Source organism: Marinobacter subterrani (assembly GCF_001045555.1).
GTDB lineage: Bacteria > Pseudomonadota > Gammaproteobacteria > Pseudomonadales > Oleiphilaceae > Marinobacter > Marinobacter subterrani.
This window is the reverse complement of sequence record NZ_LFBU01000002.1, coordinates 377164-392598: the sequence shown is the minus strand read 5'-3', so window position 1 is coordinate 392598 and position 15435 is coordinate 377164. Positions and strand designations below refer to the sequence as shown.

10 protein-coding genes are annotated in these 15435 nt (G+C 63.5%); 3 read left to right on the top strand and 7 right to left on the bottom strand.

Features of this window, described 5'->3' with window-relative positions; translation table 11 throughout:
• Positions 1-78 precede the first annotated feature (78 nt).
• Entirely contained in the window at positions 79-810 is a 732-nt protein-coding gene (locus msub_RS17650) for a proteasome-type protease (protein WP_048497455.1), read from the top strand.
• On the opposite strand, the gene msub_RS17645 is transcribed toward msub_RS17650, so the two are convergent.
• The 5 genes from msub_RS17645 to msub_RS17625 are packed head-to-tail and all read right to left on the bottom strand — an operon-like array spanning position 807 to position 9271.
• Positions 807-1886, bottom strand: coding sequence for a lipocalin-like domain-containing protein (locus tag msub_RS17645; protein ID WP_048497454.1), 1080 nt, complete (start codon positions 1884-1886; stop codon positions 807-809). The two genes, msub_RS17650 and msub_RS17645, sit on opposite strands and share 4 nt — an antisense overlap.
• Positions 1883-4162, bottom strand: coding sequence for an FtsX-like permease family protein (locus msub_RS17640; protein WP_048497453.1), 2280 nt, complete (start codon positions 4160-4162; stop codon positions 1883-1885). Before msub_RS17640 ends, msub_RS17645 begins: the two co-directional genes overlap by 4 nt.
• Before the next feature lie 7 nt (positions 4163-4169).
• On the bottom strand, positions 4170-4853 hold the full coding sequence (locus msub_RS17635) for an ABC transporter ATP-binding protein (protein ID WP_048498008.1): 684 nt from the start codon (positions 4851-4853) through the stop codon (positions 4170-4172).
• A gap of 15 nt (positions 4854-4868) precedes the next feature.
• Positions 4869-8036, bottom strand: coding sequence for an efflux RND transporter permease subunit (locus msub_RS17630; protein WP_048497452.1), 3168 nt, complete (start codon positions 8034-8036; stop codon positions 4869-4871).
• Positions 8033-9271: an efflux RND transporter periplasmic adaptor subunit gene (locus tag msub_RS17625; protein ID WP_048497451.1), complete on the bottom strand. Its 1239-nt coding sequence runs from the start codon at positions 9269-9271 to the stop codon at positions 8033-8035. Before msub_RS17625 ends, msub_RS17630 begins: the two co-directional genes overlap by 4 nt.
• Positions 9272-9452: 181 nt before the next feature.
• Between msub_RS17625 and msub_RS17620 the strand changes: the two genes are divergently transcribed.
• Complete coding sequence (locus tag msub_RS17620; protein WP_048498007.1) at positions 9453-9878, top strand: potassium channel family protein; 426 nt, start codon at positions 9453-9455, stop codon at positions 9876-9878.
• 121 nt (positions 9879-9999) lie between these two features.
• The gene (locus msub_RS17615; protein ID WP_048497450.1) at positions 10000-11055 is read left to right on the top strand and encodes a GGDEF domain-containing protein; all 1056 of its coding nucleotides are present in this window, start codon (positions 10000-10002) and stop codon (positions 11053-11055) included.
• A 12-nt stretch (positions 11056-11067) separates the two neighbouring features.
• On the opposite strand, the gene msub_RS17610 is transcribed toward msub_RS17615, so the two are convergent.
• Together msub_RS17610 and msub_RS17605 are read right to left on the bottom strand one after the other, a co-directional pair.
• Positions 11068-14298: an efflux RND transporter permease subunit gene (locus msub_RS17610; protein ID WP_048497449.1), complete on the bottom strand. Its 3231-nt coding sequence runs from the start codon at positions 14296-14298 to the stop codon at positions 11068-11070.
• Positions 14295-15368 carry an efflux RND transporter periplasmic adaptor subunit gene (locus msub_RS17605; protein ID WP_048497448.1) on the bottom strand — a complete coding sequence of 358 codons (1074 nt, stop codon included), beginning with the start codon at positions 15366-15368 and terminating at the stop codon, positions 14295-14297. The genes msub_RS17610 and msub_RS17605 overlap by 4 nt, the downstream gene beginning before the upstream one ends.
• Positions 15369-15435: the final 67 nt, after the last annotated feature.

Here is a 15435-nt window from a genome sequence, read left to right as displayed (position 1 = left end):
TGGAACAATAAAGCGCTCACACTTGGCGAGGGAGTTGATTAGACTACGCGCAGAGAACAGGCCTTTCAGGAGGGCTTCATGACCTATTGCGTAGCGATGCGGCTGGCCGACGGGCTGGTGTTCGCATCCGACTCCCGGACCAACGCCGGCTTTGACCAGATTTCCACCTTTCGCAAGATGCACGTGTTTGAAAAACCGGGCGAGCGCGAACTGGTGCTGCTGTCCGCCGGCAACCTGGCCACCAGCCAGAGCGTGATCAGCCTCCTGGAGCGCCGGGCCGGCACCGACGTGCACAATGTTCTGAGCACAGGCTCCATGTTCGAGACGGCGGAAATTGTCGGCCAGACCATGCGCGAAGTGATCCGCCGGGACAATCCGGACGGCAAGCTGGGCCATGTGGATTTCAGCTGTTCCCTGATCCTCGGCGGCCAGATTCGCGGCGAGGAACCCAGGCTGTTCAATATCTACCCGGAAGGCAATTTCATCGAGGCCACGGAAGAAACCCCGTTCTTCCAGGTCGGGGAATCCAAGTACGGCAAGCCGATTCTAGACCGGGTGATCAACTACCGGACACCCCTGAACCGAGCCTACCAGTGCGCCCTGATCTCCTTCGATTCCACCATGAAGAGCAACCTTTCAGTGGGCATGCCCATCGATGTCGCGATCTACCAGCGGGATGCCCTCAAACCCTGCTTTACCGAGCGGGTTGAGGAAAACAGCATTTACTTCCATGAGCTCCGCCAGCAATGGCACGAAGGCATCCAGGTGCTGTTCAACCAGCTGGAACCACCAGAGCTTGCGCCCCGTTAATTGCCGTAGCCGGTCAGCTCCATATAGCCCACACCGGAATGACTGCCGGAGACAGAAACCGGGCTCTCCCAGTATGGGTAAAGCCCGGTGTTGCGATAGTCACCGGCCGGGGCCGTCACCCTTAGGCTGACGCCGTAATCCGGCACCGCCAACCGCCACTGGCGCGGGTAATCACCCTGCCCGGAAACCGGCGTCATCCGGAGCTGGCCGGGCGCAAGGGCCACCGGTTGGCCCTGCGCCGGAATCCAGGTCCCGGACCGGAAAGTGCCTTCATCTTCCCTTAGCTGGAACGCCATCAGCTTGTCACCCGACGCCAGGTGCAGGGCGAACCAGTCCCAGCCCTGCTGGCCGGTCTTGAGAAACTGGCTGCTCCACTCCCGGTCAAACCAGCCTTGGCCGGAGACCTCCAGAATCCTGCCACCGAGGGTAACCGTGCCCTCAATCTGTATGTCCACCAGGCTGAAGTACATGGAGCCGGCACCGCTGGCGGATTTGGCGCTGAATCCCTGGTCCCCGTGCGCCACCGGATCACCGTTGATGCTCAGCCGCAGATCGTAGGACCAGTTGTCTGCCGATACCTGCAACCGCCACACCCCGCCTCCCGGCGACTCAGTAAGTTGCCAGTCGTCGAGCCAGACCGCCAGGGGCTCGGCCCTGGCGCCGGCATGGCCGACATCGCCTCGGGCCAGCTTTTCAGCAAAATAGTGCTGGCCGTCAAAGCTCACGGCGGCATGGGCCATCCAGGCGGCTTCCAGGGGCCAGTCGCCGGCCTCAGGCGGTGGCGCATCTGCCGGCCTGGGTTTGATTGCCTGCCGGAACTGGGTCCACTGCAGGCCCAGAGGGGCGCCTTCGGTGGTTTCCAGATTGGCGGTCAGGTACCACCATTCAATCCGGTGCTGGGGGTGGGGGCCAAAGTCCTCAGGAAAGTTCAGCCGGTCATCGGGGCCAGGCTGTAAAAAGGGCACCTCTGCCTGCGAATCCGCAATCCCGGCCAGGCCAGCAAAGCCGGCCTGTTCCGTTTGCTCCGAACAGCCCGCCAGAACCGGCACCAGCACGAGCCAGAACAACCACTTCATCGCTCACCTCCGGACAGCGCACTGGCACTTTCCGGCGCCGCGGCCGGGCTGTTCAGCTGCCGGCGCATCAGCAGGGCAATGCTGAGCCCGACCACCAGGCTGAGCACGCCAAGCTCCAGCCAGAACCGGGGATAGACCGCCATCGGCAGGGACCAGCCGAAGGCCAGGGGGTTGATCCGGTGCACCAGAACCCAGGTCAGCCAGACACCCAGGGGCAACGCCAGCAGGGCAATGGCGCTGGTCAGGGACAGCGACAGCCGGGTGAGCTGCATCGCCGCCTGCCGGCGCGGCAACCCCCAGACCACCAGCAACCGGAAATACCAGGCCCGGGTGGAGAAAAACACCCAGCCCATCATCAACAGGGCAATGGCGGCCAGTATCAGGGTCAGCATCGTCATGGCCCGGGTCAGCAGGAAGGTCTGATCAAAGATGGCGGAGGCCAGGGCCTCGACCGCCCGGTTGTCCCGGACGCTCACCTGCTCCACGCGCCAGATCTGCTCCAGCTTGCGACTGACGGTCGCTATCGACAATGCCCCCGGTGACACCGACAGGCTCTGAAAGCTGGCCCGGAAATCCGGCGGCAGCACCGACGCAGGAATCAGGATCTCGCCGGCGGGCCGGCCATAATCCGGGTAGACCGCCAGTACCGGGAAACGGGCAACCTCACTGCCCAGCCGCAACGAGAGCGTATCGCCAACCGCCACCCCCTGCCGGCGGGCCAGTTGCTCGTTCACCATCAGGCCCTGTTCCTCTGCCAGCTTCTGCCAGGGCGCATTCACCGATTCAAACAGTTGCCAGCCGGTCACCAGAGGGCCGATCGGGCCCAGCGCGAAGACATCCACCGCCGGGCCCGGCTCGCCGGCAGGGGTAACCATTGTCGCCCGGCCCCGGACCACCCGATGCCAGAGCCCGGATGCCGCCAGCTCCGGCTGCCCGGCCAGCCAGTCCAGGGCCGGACCGGCTGCCGCACCTTCAGGAACTTCAATGTAATAGTCTGCCGCCAGCCGTTGGGCCAGCCACCGGTCGAAGGTGCTTTCGAAGGTAGTGACCAGGGCCTGGACCGCCAGCACCATGGCCATGGCAAACTGCAGGGCCACCAGGGGCAAGGCCAGCCGCCGGGCCAGTACCGAGACTTCCCGGTAGCGCCAGCGGGCGAGTGGATCGGCCGCGTGCCCGGCACGCCAGTCTGCCAGCCTGGCGATGGTACGGGGCGCAAGGATACCGGCCGCCACGAAGACCAGGGACACGGCGACGAACAGCCACACCAGCGTGGATGCGCCGATCGACAGGGCAATACCCGCGAGCAGCAACACAACCAGCGACACCCCCTGCCCACGCCCCGCCCCGGACAAGCGTTGGGCCCATGGCCGGAGAACATCCGCCAGGCAGGCAACAAAAACGACCGCCAGCATGGTGGCCACCGGCACCAGCCAGCCACCGTCCTGCCCGGCATACAGCGGCACATCAAACAACCCGTCCAGGGCACGCCCGAAGCCGCTGCCCAGGCCCGTCGCCAGCCAGCGGCCGAACCAGACGCCCGGGACAATGCACACCAGCGCCAGCACCATGATCTCAAGGATCAGAAGCCGGTGGATCCGGCTCTGCGGCACACCAAAGCGGTGCAGCAGGGCAAAACTGTCACGGCGCTGGGCCAGCCCCAGCAGGTAGACGCTGCGCAGCAGCAAGGCCGTGATCAGCAGAACGAGAATGCCCAGCGCGTCCAGATTCAGCAGGAAGCTCTCGCCCAGCTCGCCGGTATCCGGCCCCAGAGTGAAAGCGGCGAGCCGGTAACCCGGTGGCAGCGACACATCGGCACCTGCGCCGGAGATCAGCAGCGACAGGGTGCGCTGCTGTGCGTTCTGATCCTCTGCCAGCTCCGCCGCCTTGCGGATATCCACAAACGGCGCGCCATCGAGTTCACCACGCCACGGCTCACGGTCCGGATGCGCCGACCCGAAACAGGCTGCCGCCAGGGGATCGATACCCACGACGCGTCCGCGCCCCGGCGATGTCACTTCCAGCCAGGGCATGACGCAGAGGCCTGCCCGCCTGAGCGTGACAAAGTCCTGCACCGACACTGGCTCACCATCGGCGCGGACCACCTGCTGGCGCTCGGCCACCGCAGACTCACTCTGATCCAGGCTGGCCCGGGCCTGACTGGTGAGGTGGTAAACGCCGGTCCAGAGCATGGTCGCCAGCACAATCATGGTGGCCAGCGCCAGCAGTTGCAGGGGGTGGCGGCGGTAGTGGCTGAACAGGGCGGCCAACAGGGTCATGGCGCGCTCAGGCTTCGGGCTGGTGCCCGAGATCCAGGTGGTGCGTGCATCGGGTGGCCAGTTCGGCATCGTGAGTGGCGAGAATCAGCGCGCAGCAATGGCGGGCCTGAAGCTCGAACAGTTGCCGGGTCACGGCTTCGGCGGTGTGGCGGTCCAGGCTGCCGGTGGGCTCGTCCGCCAGGATCAGGGCCGGGTTCATGGCAAACACCATGGCAAGGGCCGCCCGCTGGCGCTGGCCGCCGGACACCTGGTCCGGATAGCGGCCGGCAAGCTCGCCGATACCCAGGCGTTCCAGCCAGTCCCGGCACGGGTCCTCACTCCGCCCGGCGAGCCGGGCCCGCAGACGGACATTGTCCAACAGCGACAAAGCCGGCATCAGGTTCGCTTCCTGGAAGACCACGCCAACCTGTTGCCGCCGAAGCTGTGCCCAGCGGGCCTCCACCTGGCTGCTGCCTGCCGGCTTTCCGCTGTCAAAAATCTCGTCCAGTACCCGGATCCTGCCGGAGTCAGGCTGCTCCAGACCACACAGGATGTTGAGCAGGGTACTCTTGCCCGATCCGGAACGGCCGGTCAGCGCCAGTGATTCGCCGCGGCCCAGTTGCAGGGCAAGATCGCTCAGCACCGACACCGGCTGATTGCCGCTGCGGAATTGTTTGTTCAGGCCTCGGGCCGCGAGCAAGGGCTCTGCCATCATTCTCCACTCTGGTTATTCAGGGGCCCCCAGGGGCTCGACAACGGTTCCCCGCCGGCAGGCACGCCATTCCCGGAACTGTTCCAGCCAGGACAGCAGTGCCGGGATCACCACCAGCACCAGCAGCGTCGACAGCCCCAGCCCGAAGGCAATGGAGGTGGCCATGGGAATCAGGAACTGCGCCTGCAGGGACGTTTCGAACAGCAGGGGCAGAAGGCCACCGATGGTTGTCAGTGAGGTCAGCAGTACCGCCCGTACCCGTTGCACGACGGCTTCGTTGAGCGCGTCATTAATGGCCAGGCCCTTTTGCCGCTGCTGGTTATAGAAAGCTACGAGGATAATGGCGTTATTGACCACAATGCCGGACAGGCCAAACAGCCCGAACAGGGACAGAATGGTCAGTTGCAGCCCCATCAGCCAGTGCCCCAGCAAGGCACCCACCAGGGCAAACGGGATAATGGCCATGACAATCAGCGGCAGGCTCCAGGAGGCAAACACCCACGCCAGCACCACGTACATCAGCCCGAGCCCGATGATCAGGCCGGTTTTCATGTCCGCCATGGTTTCCCGCTGGTCGGCCGCCCGGCCCTCAAAGCTGTAGCGTACGTTGTGGCGATTGGCGATGTCCGGCAGCGCTTCGGCCTGCAGGCTGGCCAGAATCTGGTCGGTGGTGCTGACCCGGGTATTCAGGCCGGAGGTCACCTCAACGGCCAGTTTGCCCCCGGCATGGCGCAGGGCCTGGAAGCCCTGGCGGTGGTCGAGGTTCATCACCTGGCTCAGTGGCACGAAGCGCCCGTCCGGAACCCGCACGGTCATCCGGGACAGGGTCGACAGCCGTTCCCGCTGGTCCCGGGGCAGCTGCACGCGAACCTCCACCTCGTCCCGGCCGTCCTGGTATATCTGGGCAATGCGGCCATCGAACGCAGCCCGCAGCTGCCTGCCAAGATCCGTGGTGGTCAGGCCCAGGGCCTCGCCGTAGGGGCTGACCTGGTAAATCAGTTGCTCCCTGCCCCAGGGCATGTCGTCTTCCACATCCAGTACCCCCGGCAGGGTGGCGAGGGCCTGGCTCAGCTCCTCCGCCGCCTGCTTCAGGTTTTCGGCATTCTCACCGGTCAGGCGCACATTGACATCCCGGCCCGGCGGCCCGGCCTGGCGCTCGGAAATGGACAGGTTGTCCAGCCCTGCGGGAATCTTCAGACGGCTGCGCCACTCGTTGATGAATTCCGGATTTCGGACTGAACGGCGGTCCGAAGGCACCAGCTCGATCATCATCGACCCCAGTTCGTCACCGCTACGGGAGCTGCCTTCAGCCCCCAGGGTCGCGCCCTGAGTGGTCACCGCGTGCAGGATCAGATCGCCGCCCAGGGCCTGCTCGGTCTCATTGAGCGTTGCTTGCATCTGCGCGAGGAAATTCTCCACCGTACCGCGATCGGTGCCCGCCACGAAACTGGCATTGGCGTAGAGCACCGAGGGTTCCGGGGTCGGGAAAAAGTTGAAGCCGAGTCGCCCGCCGGCCAACAGGCCGATGGTCACAATCGCCAGGGCCGCGGCTGCCGCTACCGTGGCGCCGCGATGCTCCAGGCTGTAGCGGGAAAACCGGCGAAACCGCCCTTCCCGGAACCGGTCAAACCCCCGTTCAAATCCGCGCCGGAAGCGGCCCAGCGGCCCGGGTTGTTTCGGGGCGGGCGCATCCTGCCCGGTCTTTTGCCGGCCACGGATCACAAACGCGTGGCGCAGGTGAGCCGGCAGAACGATGAAGCACTCCAGCAGGGAGGCCGCCAGCACACAGATCATCACCAGGGGAATGTCGCCGAGAATGTTGCCAATCACGCCACCGACCACCAGCAGGGGCATGAAGGCCGCAACCGTGGTCAGCGACGATGCCAGCACCGGCCACAGCATCCGTTTGGCCGCGCCCTCGGAGGCGTAGATGGATTCCTCCCCCATGCGGGCATGGGCATCGGCGTCCTCACCCACCACAATGGCATCGTCGACAATCACCCCCAGCGCCATGATCAGGGCAAACAGGGAAATCATGTTGATCGACCCGCCGATCAGCCAGAGCACCGCCATGGCGGCGAGGAACGCCGTTGGAATACCCACGGCCACCCACAGAGCCACACGGCCCGGCAGGAACAGGTAAAGCAGGCAAACCACCAGCACCAGACCGCCCAGGCCGTTATTCACCAGCAGGGAAATACGATCGTCCAGTAGCTGCCAGGTTTCGTCGTAAACCTCCAGCTCGATGGTCGGCGGCAACACCGGCCGGGTATCCGCCAGCCAGGTTTCCAGCACCTTCGCAGCCACCAGTGAATTTCCGTTTTCCGACCGCTGGAGCTGCAGCTCAACAGCGGGCTTGCCGTCCTTCTCCAGAGTTATCTGGTTCTCCCGGGCTTCCTGCCGGATGATGGCGATATCGCCCAGCTTCAGCTGGATACGCTCGCCGCTGAGCACCGGGATATTCTCGAACTCCTGGGGGCTCCGGCGCTGCTCCACCGCCCGCAGCTCCCGGGTGGCGTCCTGTTGCGCCATCATTCCGGCCGGCAGGTCCCGGGATATGGCGGCAACCCGCTCGGCAATCTGCCCCAGTGACAGGCCCAGGGTTTGAAGCCGTTCAACCGGTACATTAATACTGATCTGCTGCTCAGGCAGGCCACGAATGGAGACCCGGTCGATGCCCCGCTGCAGCAACTCATCCTCAAACCGGTACGCCAGTTGGCGCAATTCGCCACGGGCCACATCCCCGGATACCAGTAACCGGGCCACCGGCTCGTACCTTTCCACCCGGGTTACCTGGGGTTCCTCTGCTTCGGCCGGAAAGTTGGTGAATTCGTCCACCTGCTGTCGAACGTCGTCCAGCGCCAGAATCGGATCGGTGCCCTCCTCGAATTCCAGGGTAATGGAGGACACGCCCTGGGCCGAGGTGGACGTCATCTTTTTCAGGCCATCGACACTGCGCAGGCGCTGCTCCAGGGGGTTGGTGATGCCCTGCTCGACATCCTCGGCGGAGGCGCCACTCCACACCACGCGAACGCTGACAATATCCAGCGCAAAGGTGGGGAAGAACTGGATATTCATCCGGGTCAGGGCCAGCACACCGCCCAGCAGCATCACCAGCATCACCAGGTTGGCGGCCACCCGGTGATGTACGAAAAACCCGATCACGCCTTTTCTGCGCCTCATTGCTCCGACGCTCCGGCATCGGCCACATCCACTCTGAGGCCGGTAACCGCGTTCGGCAGGTGCGTGGTGATCAGGCGTGCGCCGGGAACCAGGGCCTTACCGGACACCAGAAGGCGGCGCTCGCCGTTACTGCCGCGGGCTTCGCCAATACGTTCCACCTCGACACGCTGCATGCGGCTGTCCTCGTTCATCAGGTACACAGCGTTTGCGCCATAGAGCGCACTGAACGGAATCGAGACGGTCTGCGCCCGCGCTGGCCGCTCCAGCATCACCGGCAGCAATCCGCCCGGCCTCAGGGCCTGCGGTGAGCCCTGCAGCGCCAGGATCGCCTCGGTGCCGGCCGGGTCCGCCGTGCCCGCAAAACGCTCCAGTTCGAACGCGTGTTGCCGCCCCTCGCTGAAGGCGGACAGGGATTTACCCTCGCCGAGTGCATTCAGCAGCTCTTCACGGTACATCTCCGGCACTCGGGCCCGGAGTTCCAGGCCATTGGCCGGGTAGAGCGACAGCAGGGGCTCGTTGCGGGACACCTGGTCTCCCGGCGCTACCTGAATCCCGGTTACCACGCCATCGAAGGGTGCCCGCACGGTAGCCCGCTCGGCGTCCCGCCGGGTAGCGTCCAGGCTGGCTTGCGCCTGGGCCAGCCTGGCCTCGATACTTTGCAGTCGGGCCGGGTGGTCATCAATGGCCCGCTGCCTGTTGCTAAGGGTGAGTTCCGCCCGGGCCAGCGCATCAGTCGCTGCCTCCAGGTCCTCCTGTGACGCCAGGTTGCGTTTCACCAGTGCCCGGGTACGCTCCAACTGACGCCGGGCGTTGGCTTCAATCGACTGTTCACTCTCAACCGCCGCCTGATCGTTGCGGTAACGTACCTGTTCGGACCGGATCTGGGCCTGCAGGTCGGCCACCCGCGCCTCGGCCTCAGCCAGTACGGGCCGGATGTCGGCGTCATCAAGTGCAACCAGCAAATCGCCGGCCTGAACCCGCTGGCCTTCGGCAACCGGCCGCTGCCCGATCCGGCCCGCCAGGGTCGCGGTGATCGTCACCTGCTCCGGGGCCACGATCTCGCCATACAGCGGCAACACCGGCACATGGCTGCCCGGCTGCAGGGGCTGGACATTAACCCGCCAGCTCCGCTCCGTAGCGGTGACTTCTGCCGGTTCCGGGCGGGTCATTTTCAGAAACAGGAAACCGGCGATACCCAACGCCAGGATCAACAGGGGAAAAAGTCGTTTGGACATCAGTTCTCGGCCAGCCAGGTTAAATGGGGAGCATCCGCTTATCGGTGCTAATCTACTATACAATCACCAGTAAATTCAGGGTTCGCGTTCCGGAATCTGGAGCGGCAAAGTTTCGCACCCAACCGGGGCCAACCGGCAGCGATGGAGTCAATGACACTTGTCTGTGCAAGCGCATGTCAGCCTGCTCAACGTTTTCATACTGAACGCGCTGCTTGTCGTGTTGGTGGTGCTTATTCACCACGAGGCCCTGATGCGCCTTGGTGGCATGCTGGCCAAAATGCGCTTCCGCCACCGATTCCGCCTGATTGTCGCGGTTTTCGGCATACTCCTGGCGCACACCATTGAGGTCTGGACCTTCGCCATTGCCTATTTCTTCATGCACCACGCGCCTGGCTGGGGTGAGCTCTCGGGGAATTTCAGCGGCAGCTTTCTGGACGCCGTTTACTTCTCCTTCACCACCTTCACCACGCTTGGCTACGGTGATATACAGCCCATAGGTGACCTCCGCTATCTGACCGGTATTGAAGGCCTTACCGGGTTTGTGCTGATCACCTGGAGTGCGTCCTTCCTGTTCGTAGAGATGCAGCGTTACTGGCCGGCCCGGTAGACATTAGTCGAAGACCGGGGACGGCTGCTCCCGAAGTCTGCTCTAATAGCTCACCACAACGGCATGTGCACCTTCTGTGTACATGTAAAGATAACGTTTGCCAGCACAACAGACCAGGTACATGGAAGATTACCCGGAGTCACAGAAGCATCTGGCCCGCCCCTATCGCAAAGCCGTGCTCAAAGCGCTGCTGGGCCTGACGTTTGTCGGCGGCTTGCTGTTTTTCACGCTGAATATCAACAAACAGAACTACCCCCTGGCCTTTGCCGAACTGGTCATGGCCATGTATGCCATGGCTGTTTACCGGGCCGTCAGGAACACACAACACCTCGAACGCTGGATTCTTGCCTATACCCTGCCGTTTTTCACGACCATGATGTTCTCCCTGGTGTCGCCCCATGCAACCGCGTCCGTGTTCGCCTGGGTACTGTCGATTCCCATTCTTGCCCACCTGCTGATGGGCCGCCGGCTCGGGCTGATCATCTCGGCCTTTTACATGGCCTGTGCGGCACTGATTTTCTATTTCAAATACCGACATTCCGCCGAGATGATGCAGCCCCTGCCCATCGCCAACATCAGTGTTATGTCACTGACCGTTCTGGCCTTTTCGCATATCTACGAGATTACCCGGGAGCAGAGCGAAACGCGGCTGCTGAAAATCGCCCAGACCGACAGCCTTACCGGGCTGGCCAACCGGGTGCGCCTGAACGCCGTTTTCGAACAGGAACGGGCACGCTGTCTCCGCCACGGAACCCCCATGTCGGTTCTTTTGCTGGACCTGGATCACTTCAAGCAGGTCAACGACCGATTTGGTCATGAAGCCGGGGATCTGGCACTGAAGCAGGTGTCGAAGATCCTGCGGCAGACCCTCAGAGCAACGGATCTTCCGACCCGCCTGGGCGGCGAAGAGTTTGTCGTTCTGCTCACCGATACCGCGGCGGACAAGGCGCTTCAGGTGGCGGATAAACTGCGACTGGCCATCGAAGCTTCGCCGGCTCTGTACCAGGACCAGCCGATCCTGCTGACCGTCAGCGGCGGCATCGCCCAGTTCGGCACCGACGGCCATGACCTGCGCAGCCTGATCAGCCGGGCTGACCAGAGCCTTTACCAGGCCAAGGATGACGGCCGGAACCGGATTCTTGTTGCCGGTACAGCACCGGCACACTGCCCTGGCTGATACCGCCCGCCGTCACACCCATTTGCAGCGCGCGAGTGTGTAGTACAGCAGTGGCACCACAATAATCGTGAATACCGTGGACATGGCCAGCCCGAAAATCAGCGAAATCGCCAGACCATTGAATATCGGATCGTTCAGGATAAAGTAAGCACCCACCATGGCCGAGATTGCCGTCAGGGCAATGGGCTTGATCCGGACGGCACCGGCCAGAACGACCGCCTCGCCCAGATCCACGCCCTCATCAATCAGTTGCCGGATAAACACCACCAGCAGGATCGAATTACGAACAATGATCCCGGCCAGGGCAATCATCCCGATCATGCTGGTGGCGGTGAACTCCCTTCCCAGCAGGGCATGGCCGGGCATGATGCCGATCAGGGTCAGTGGAATCGGCGCCATGATCACCAGTGGCAGAAGGTAGGAACGGAACTGGGCCACCAGCAGCACGAAGATCAGGAATATCCCCACACTGTAGGCAATACCCATGTCCCGGAAGGTTTTGTAGGTAATCTGCCACTCACCATCCCATTTGAGGGCGCCGTTTTCAGGCAACACCGGCTGGCTGATGAAATACTGCTCTGGCGCGCCGGGATCCTGTTCCAGACGATCGACCATGTCGAACATCCCGTAAAGGGGTGAATCGATCTCGCCCGCCATGGCAGCTGTTACGTAGGTCACCGGCAGCAGGTCCTTGTGGTAGATGGCACCCATCCAGTCCGCATCCCGGATGTCGGCAATGCTGGCCAGCGACACCAGCTGCCCGCTTCGGCTGCGCACCTTTACAGACAGCAGGGCCGAAGGCTGGGCCTTATCGCCCTCGGCAAGAATGATCCGGATCGGCACCGGGTATTTGGCATGTTCATCGTGCAGGAAGCTGACGCCCCGGCCACCCAGGACCGTCTGCAGGGCCAGCACCACCTGGGCCTGGGAAATCCCGAGCCGGGCCGCACGGGACCGGTCCACGACGACCTCCCACTGCCGGGTGGGCGCCTCCAGGGAAGTATCGATCTGTACCAGCCCGTCCACCTTGCTCATACCCTCGGCCACCCGGGTGGCCAGCTCGGCACGGCGTTCGTTATCCACGGCGTAGATTTCCGCCACCACCGGCGCCAGAACCGGCGGCCCCGGAGGCACTTCAACCACCTTCACCTCGGCGCTGTACCGGTCGCCGATGTCGGTCAGCGGGCCTCTCAGAGCCTGAGCGATGGCGTGGGACTGCCGCGCCCGGCTCTCCTCGCCGACCAGGTTTACCTGGATATCGCCCTGATAGGGTTCGCTGCGCAGGTAATACTGCCGCACCAGGCCGTTGAAGTTGATGGGCGAGGACGTGCCTGCGTAGGTCTGCCAGTTGGCCACCTCATCGACAGTCTCCAGGTAATGCCCCATTTCCAGCAGCGCCCGATGGGTCTGCGCCATGGGCGTGCGCTCTGGCATGTCCACCACGATCTGCAGTTCGGATTTGTTGTCGAACGGCAGCATTTTCAGGATCACCGCCTGGAACACCGGCAACGAAGCCGCCGCAACCGTCAGCAATACCACCCCCAGCGCCAGCAACCGACGCCGCCAGGCATGATCTCCAAGAAATGGCGACAACAGGGTCCGGAAGACGCGGAGCGAGATGGCGCTGACGCCATCGGCGGAATTCGAGGCTTCCGCCGCCTCTTCGGCCGCCTGTCCCTTCTTGTGCCGCAACAGCCGAAGGGCCAGCCAGGGTGCCACCACAAAGGCGACAATCTGGGAAATCACCATTCCGGCGGAGGCATTGATCGGGATCGGGCTCATGTAGGGGCCCATCAAGCCACTGACAAAGGCCATGGGAATCAGCGCCGCCATGATAGTCAGGCTGGCCATGATGGTGGGGGTGCCCACTTCGTCTACCGCCACCGGAATGATCTCTTTCACCGCGCGGCGGGAGTTCTGGATACGGCGGTTGATGTTCTCGGTAATAACGATGCCGTCATCCACCAGGATGCCAATGGAAAAAATCAGGGCAAACAGGGAGACCCGGTTCAGGGTAAAGCCCCAGGCCCAGGAGAACACCAGCGTCAGCAACAGGGTGATCAGCACCGCGACACCGACGATCAGAGCCTGGCGCCAGCCCATGGCAGCCAACACCAGAATCATGACCGCGAGGGTGGCGGAGATCAGGTCTGAAATCAGCTTCCGGGCCTTCTGGGAGGCCGTCTCACCGTAATCCCGGGTCACCAGAACTTCCACGCCCGCCGGCAGTGCCCGGTTGCGCAACAGTTCCAGCCGTTTCTTGATGGCCGTGGTGATTTCGATGGCGTTCTCGCCCGGTTTCTTGGCGATCGCCAGGGTGACCGCCGGGTAAACCTCGCCGGGCTTGCCGGCGGCACCGGTCTGCTCGCCCGGGCCAAAGCCGGTCATCACGCTCTGGTCCGGAACCGTGCCGCCCCGGCGAACCCGGGCCACATCCTCCAGGTACACGGCGGCCCCCTTGTGCATGCCCACCACCAGGTTGCGCACATCCTCCACGGTCTCCAGCAAGGTACCCACCTGCACCGGTATCGACAGGTTGTTGCGGGTTATCCGGGATTCCTGGCTGCTGGCATTGGCGGCCTGAAGGGCGTTCTGGATGTCACTGACCGTCAGTTGGAAACCGGCCAGCAGGGCCGGATCAAACACCACATCGACACGATCGGGAATCCCGCCCACGGTGTAGACATCCCGGGTACCCGGCACCCGTTTCAGGGCCACCTCCAGCATGTGGGCCAGACGGGTGAGCTCCTCAGCGGTATGGCCGTTGGCCGGGTCGTACAGGGTCAGGGTCATCACCGGCACGTCTTCGATGCCCCTGGGCTTGATCAACGGCTGGGTGACACCAAGGTTCGCGGGCAGCCAGTCCTGATTGGAATAGACCTTGTTGTACAGGCGCACCAAGGCATCCTGCCTGGGCACACCCACCTCGAACTGTACGGTGATCAACGCCTGGCCCTGCCGGGATACCGAGTAGACATGCTCAATACCCTTGATCTCGCTCATCACCTGCTCCGCCGGAATGGCGATGGCACTTTCCACCTCCCGGGCGCTGGCGCCCGGAAAGCCCACCATGATGTCCGCCATGGTGACGTCGATCTGCGGCTCCTCCTCCTTGGGTGTGATGATCACCGCCAGGACACCGAGCACCACCGCAAGCACCGCCAGCAGCGGCGTAAGTTTGTTGTCCTGGAAAACCCGGGCAATGGCGCCGGAAGGCCCGACGCCCGGCAGTTGCTCGCTCACCGGTTTTCCTCCCCACCTGGCTCGGCGGCCCCGGGCAGAGTCAGGCGGTCACTGCCCACCAGCGCCGACGGATTGGTCACTACCCGTTCGCCCTCGCTGAGCCCCGCCAGAATTTCCAGCCGTTCGCCATCGCGAACGCCAATACGCACCTGGCGCAACCGGGGGCGCTGGTCACTGCCCAGGACATACACCGCCCGGAGTTCGCTGCGGTGGATCAGACTGCTGGCCGGAACCCAGAGGGCCTCCCGGCTGGCAACCGGTACGCTCACTTTCACCAGCATGCCCGGAAAAAGCGAACCGTTCGGTTCATTCAGGCGCATCCGCAACCGGAACGTGTGTGTCTCGGGGTCTGCGTAGGGGTAAAACGTCATGTCACCGGTTTCCAGCACCCGGCCGTCTGCAAGGGTGACCCGGGCCTGGCGTTTGTTGCGCGCCAGATCCGCGTACTGCTGGGGCAGATCAACCACGACCCGGAGCTGCTCCAGCGACAAACCACTGAGCAGGGGCTGCCCCGGGCTCACTGCTTCGCCCAGCTCTACGTGCCGTTCGGTCAGAATACCGCCATACGGCGCAAGAACCCGGGTGTAGCTCAGTTGCTCCTTTGCCTCGGCAACGGCGGCCCGGGACCGTTCAACCCTGGCCCGGGCTGCCGCCAGGTTATTCCGGGCCTGGTCAAACTCCTGGCGGGATACCAGTCCGCGCTGGTGGACTTCCTCAATTCGGGCAAAACGCTGGCTCGCGTCGGCCAAAGCGGCCTCCGCCTCTTCGAGCCCGGCCTGGGCCTGGTTCAATCGCGCCTGCTGTTCGCTGTCTTCAAGCTGAACAATCAGATCACCGGCCGCCACCGAGTCGTCGACGTCAAACGGCAGTTTCTGAACTGTGCCGCTGGTCTGGGCTGAGACGGTGCTCTGCTGAACGGCTTCAATCACGCCATCCAGCCGGACGGTCTCCTGAAGCTCGCTGCGCTCGGTGACCGCCGTCGTCAGCTGTGAGTCGCTACCCTGACCCTGGGCGGCAGAAGCCAGAAGCCCAAGGGTAACGATCAGACCGGCCGCTGCTGTTCGTCTCATTACACTCCCCCTCGGATGCATTTTTGGTTATTAGTTAATAATTAAAGGTTATCAGCAATTCCCCACG

Bases quoted from the DNA above. Each gene is read 5' to 3' on its own strand.
- msub_RS17625 (WP_048497451.1), bottom strand. From the start codon at position 9,271: ATGTCCAAACGACTTTTTCCCCTGTTGATCCTGGCGTTGGGTATCGCC.
- msub_RS17645 (WP_048497454.1), bottom strand. From the start codon at position 1,886: ATGAAGTGGTTGTTCTGGCTCGTGCTGGTGCCGGTTCTGGCGGGCTGT.
- msub_RS17635 (WP_048498008.1), bottom strand. From the start codon at position 4,853: ATGGCAGAGCCCTTGCTCGCGGCCCGAGGCCTGAACAAACAATTCCGC.
- msub_RS17605 (WP_048497448.1), bottom strand. From the start codon at position 15,368: ATGAGACGAACAGCAGCGGCCGGTCTGATCGTTACCCTTGGGCTTCTG.
- msub_RS17615 (WP_048497450.1), top strand. From the start codon at position 10,000: ATGGAAGATTACCCGGAGTCACAGAAGCATCTGGCCCGCCCCTATCGC.
- msub_RS17650 (WP_048497455.1), top strand. From the start codon at position 79: ATGACCTATTGCGTAGCGATGCGGCTGGCCGACGGGCTGGTGTTCGCA.
- msub_RS17640 (WP_048497453.1), bottom strand. From the start codon at position 4,162: ATGACCCTGTTGGCCGCCCTGTTCAGCCACTACCGCCGCCACCCCCTG.
- msub_RS17630 (WP_048497452.1), bottom strand. From the start codon at position 8,036: ATGAGGCGCAGAAAAGGCGTGATCGGGTTTTTCGTACATCACCGGGTG.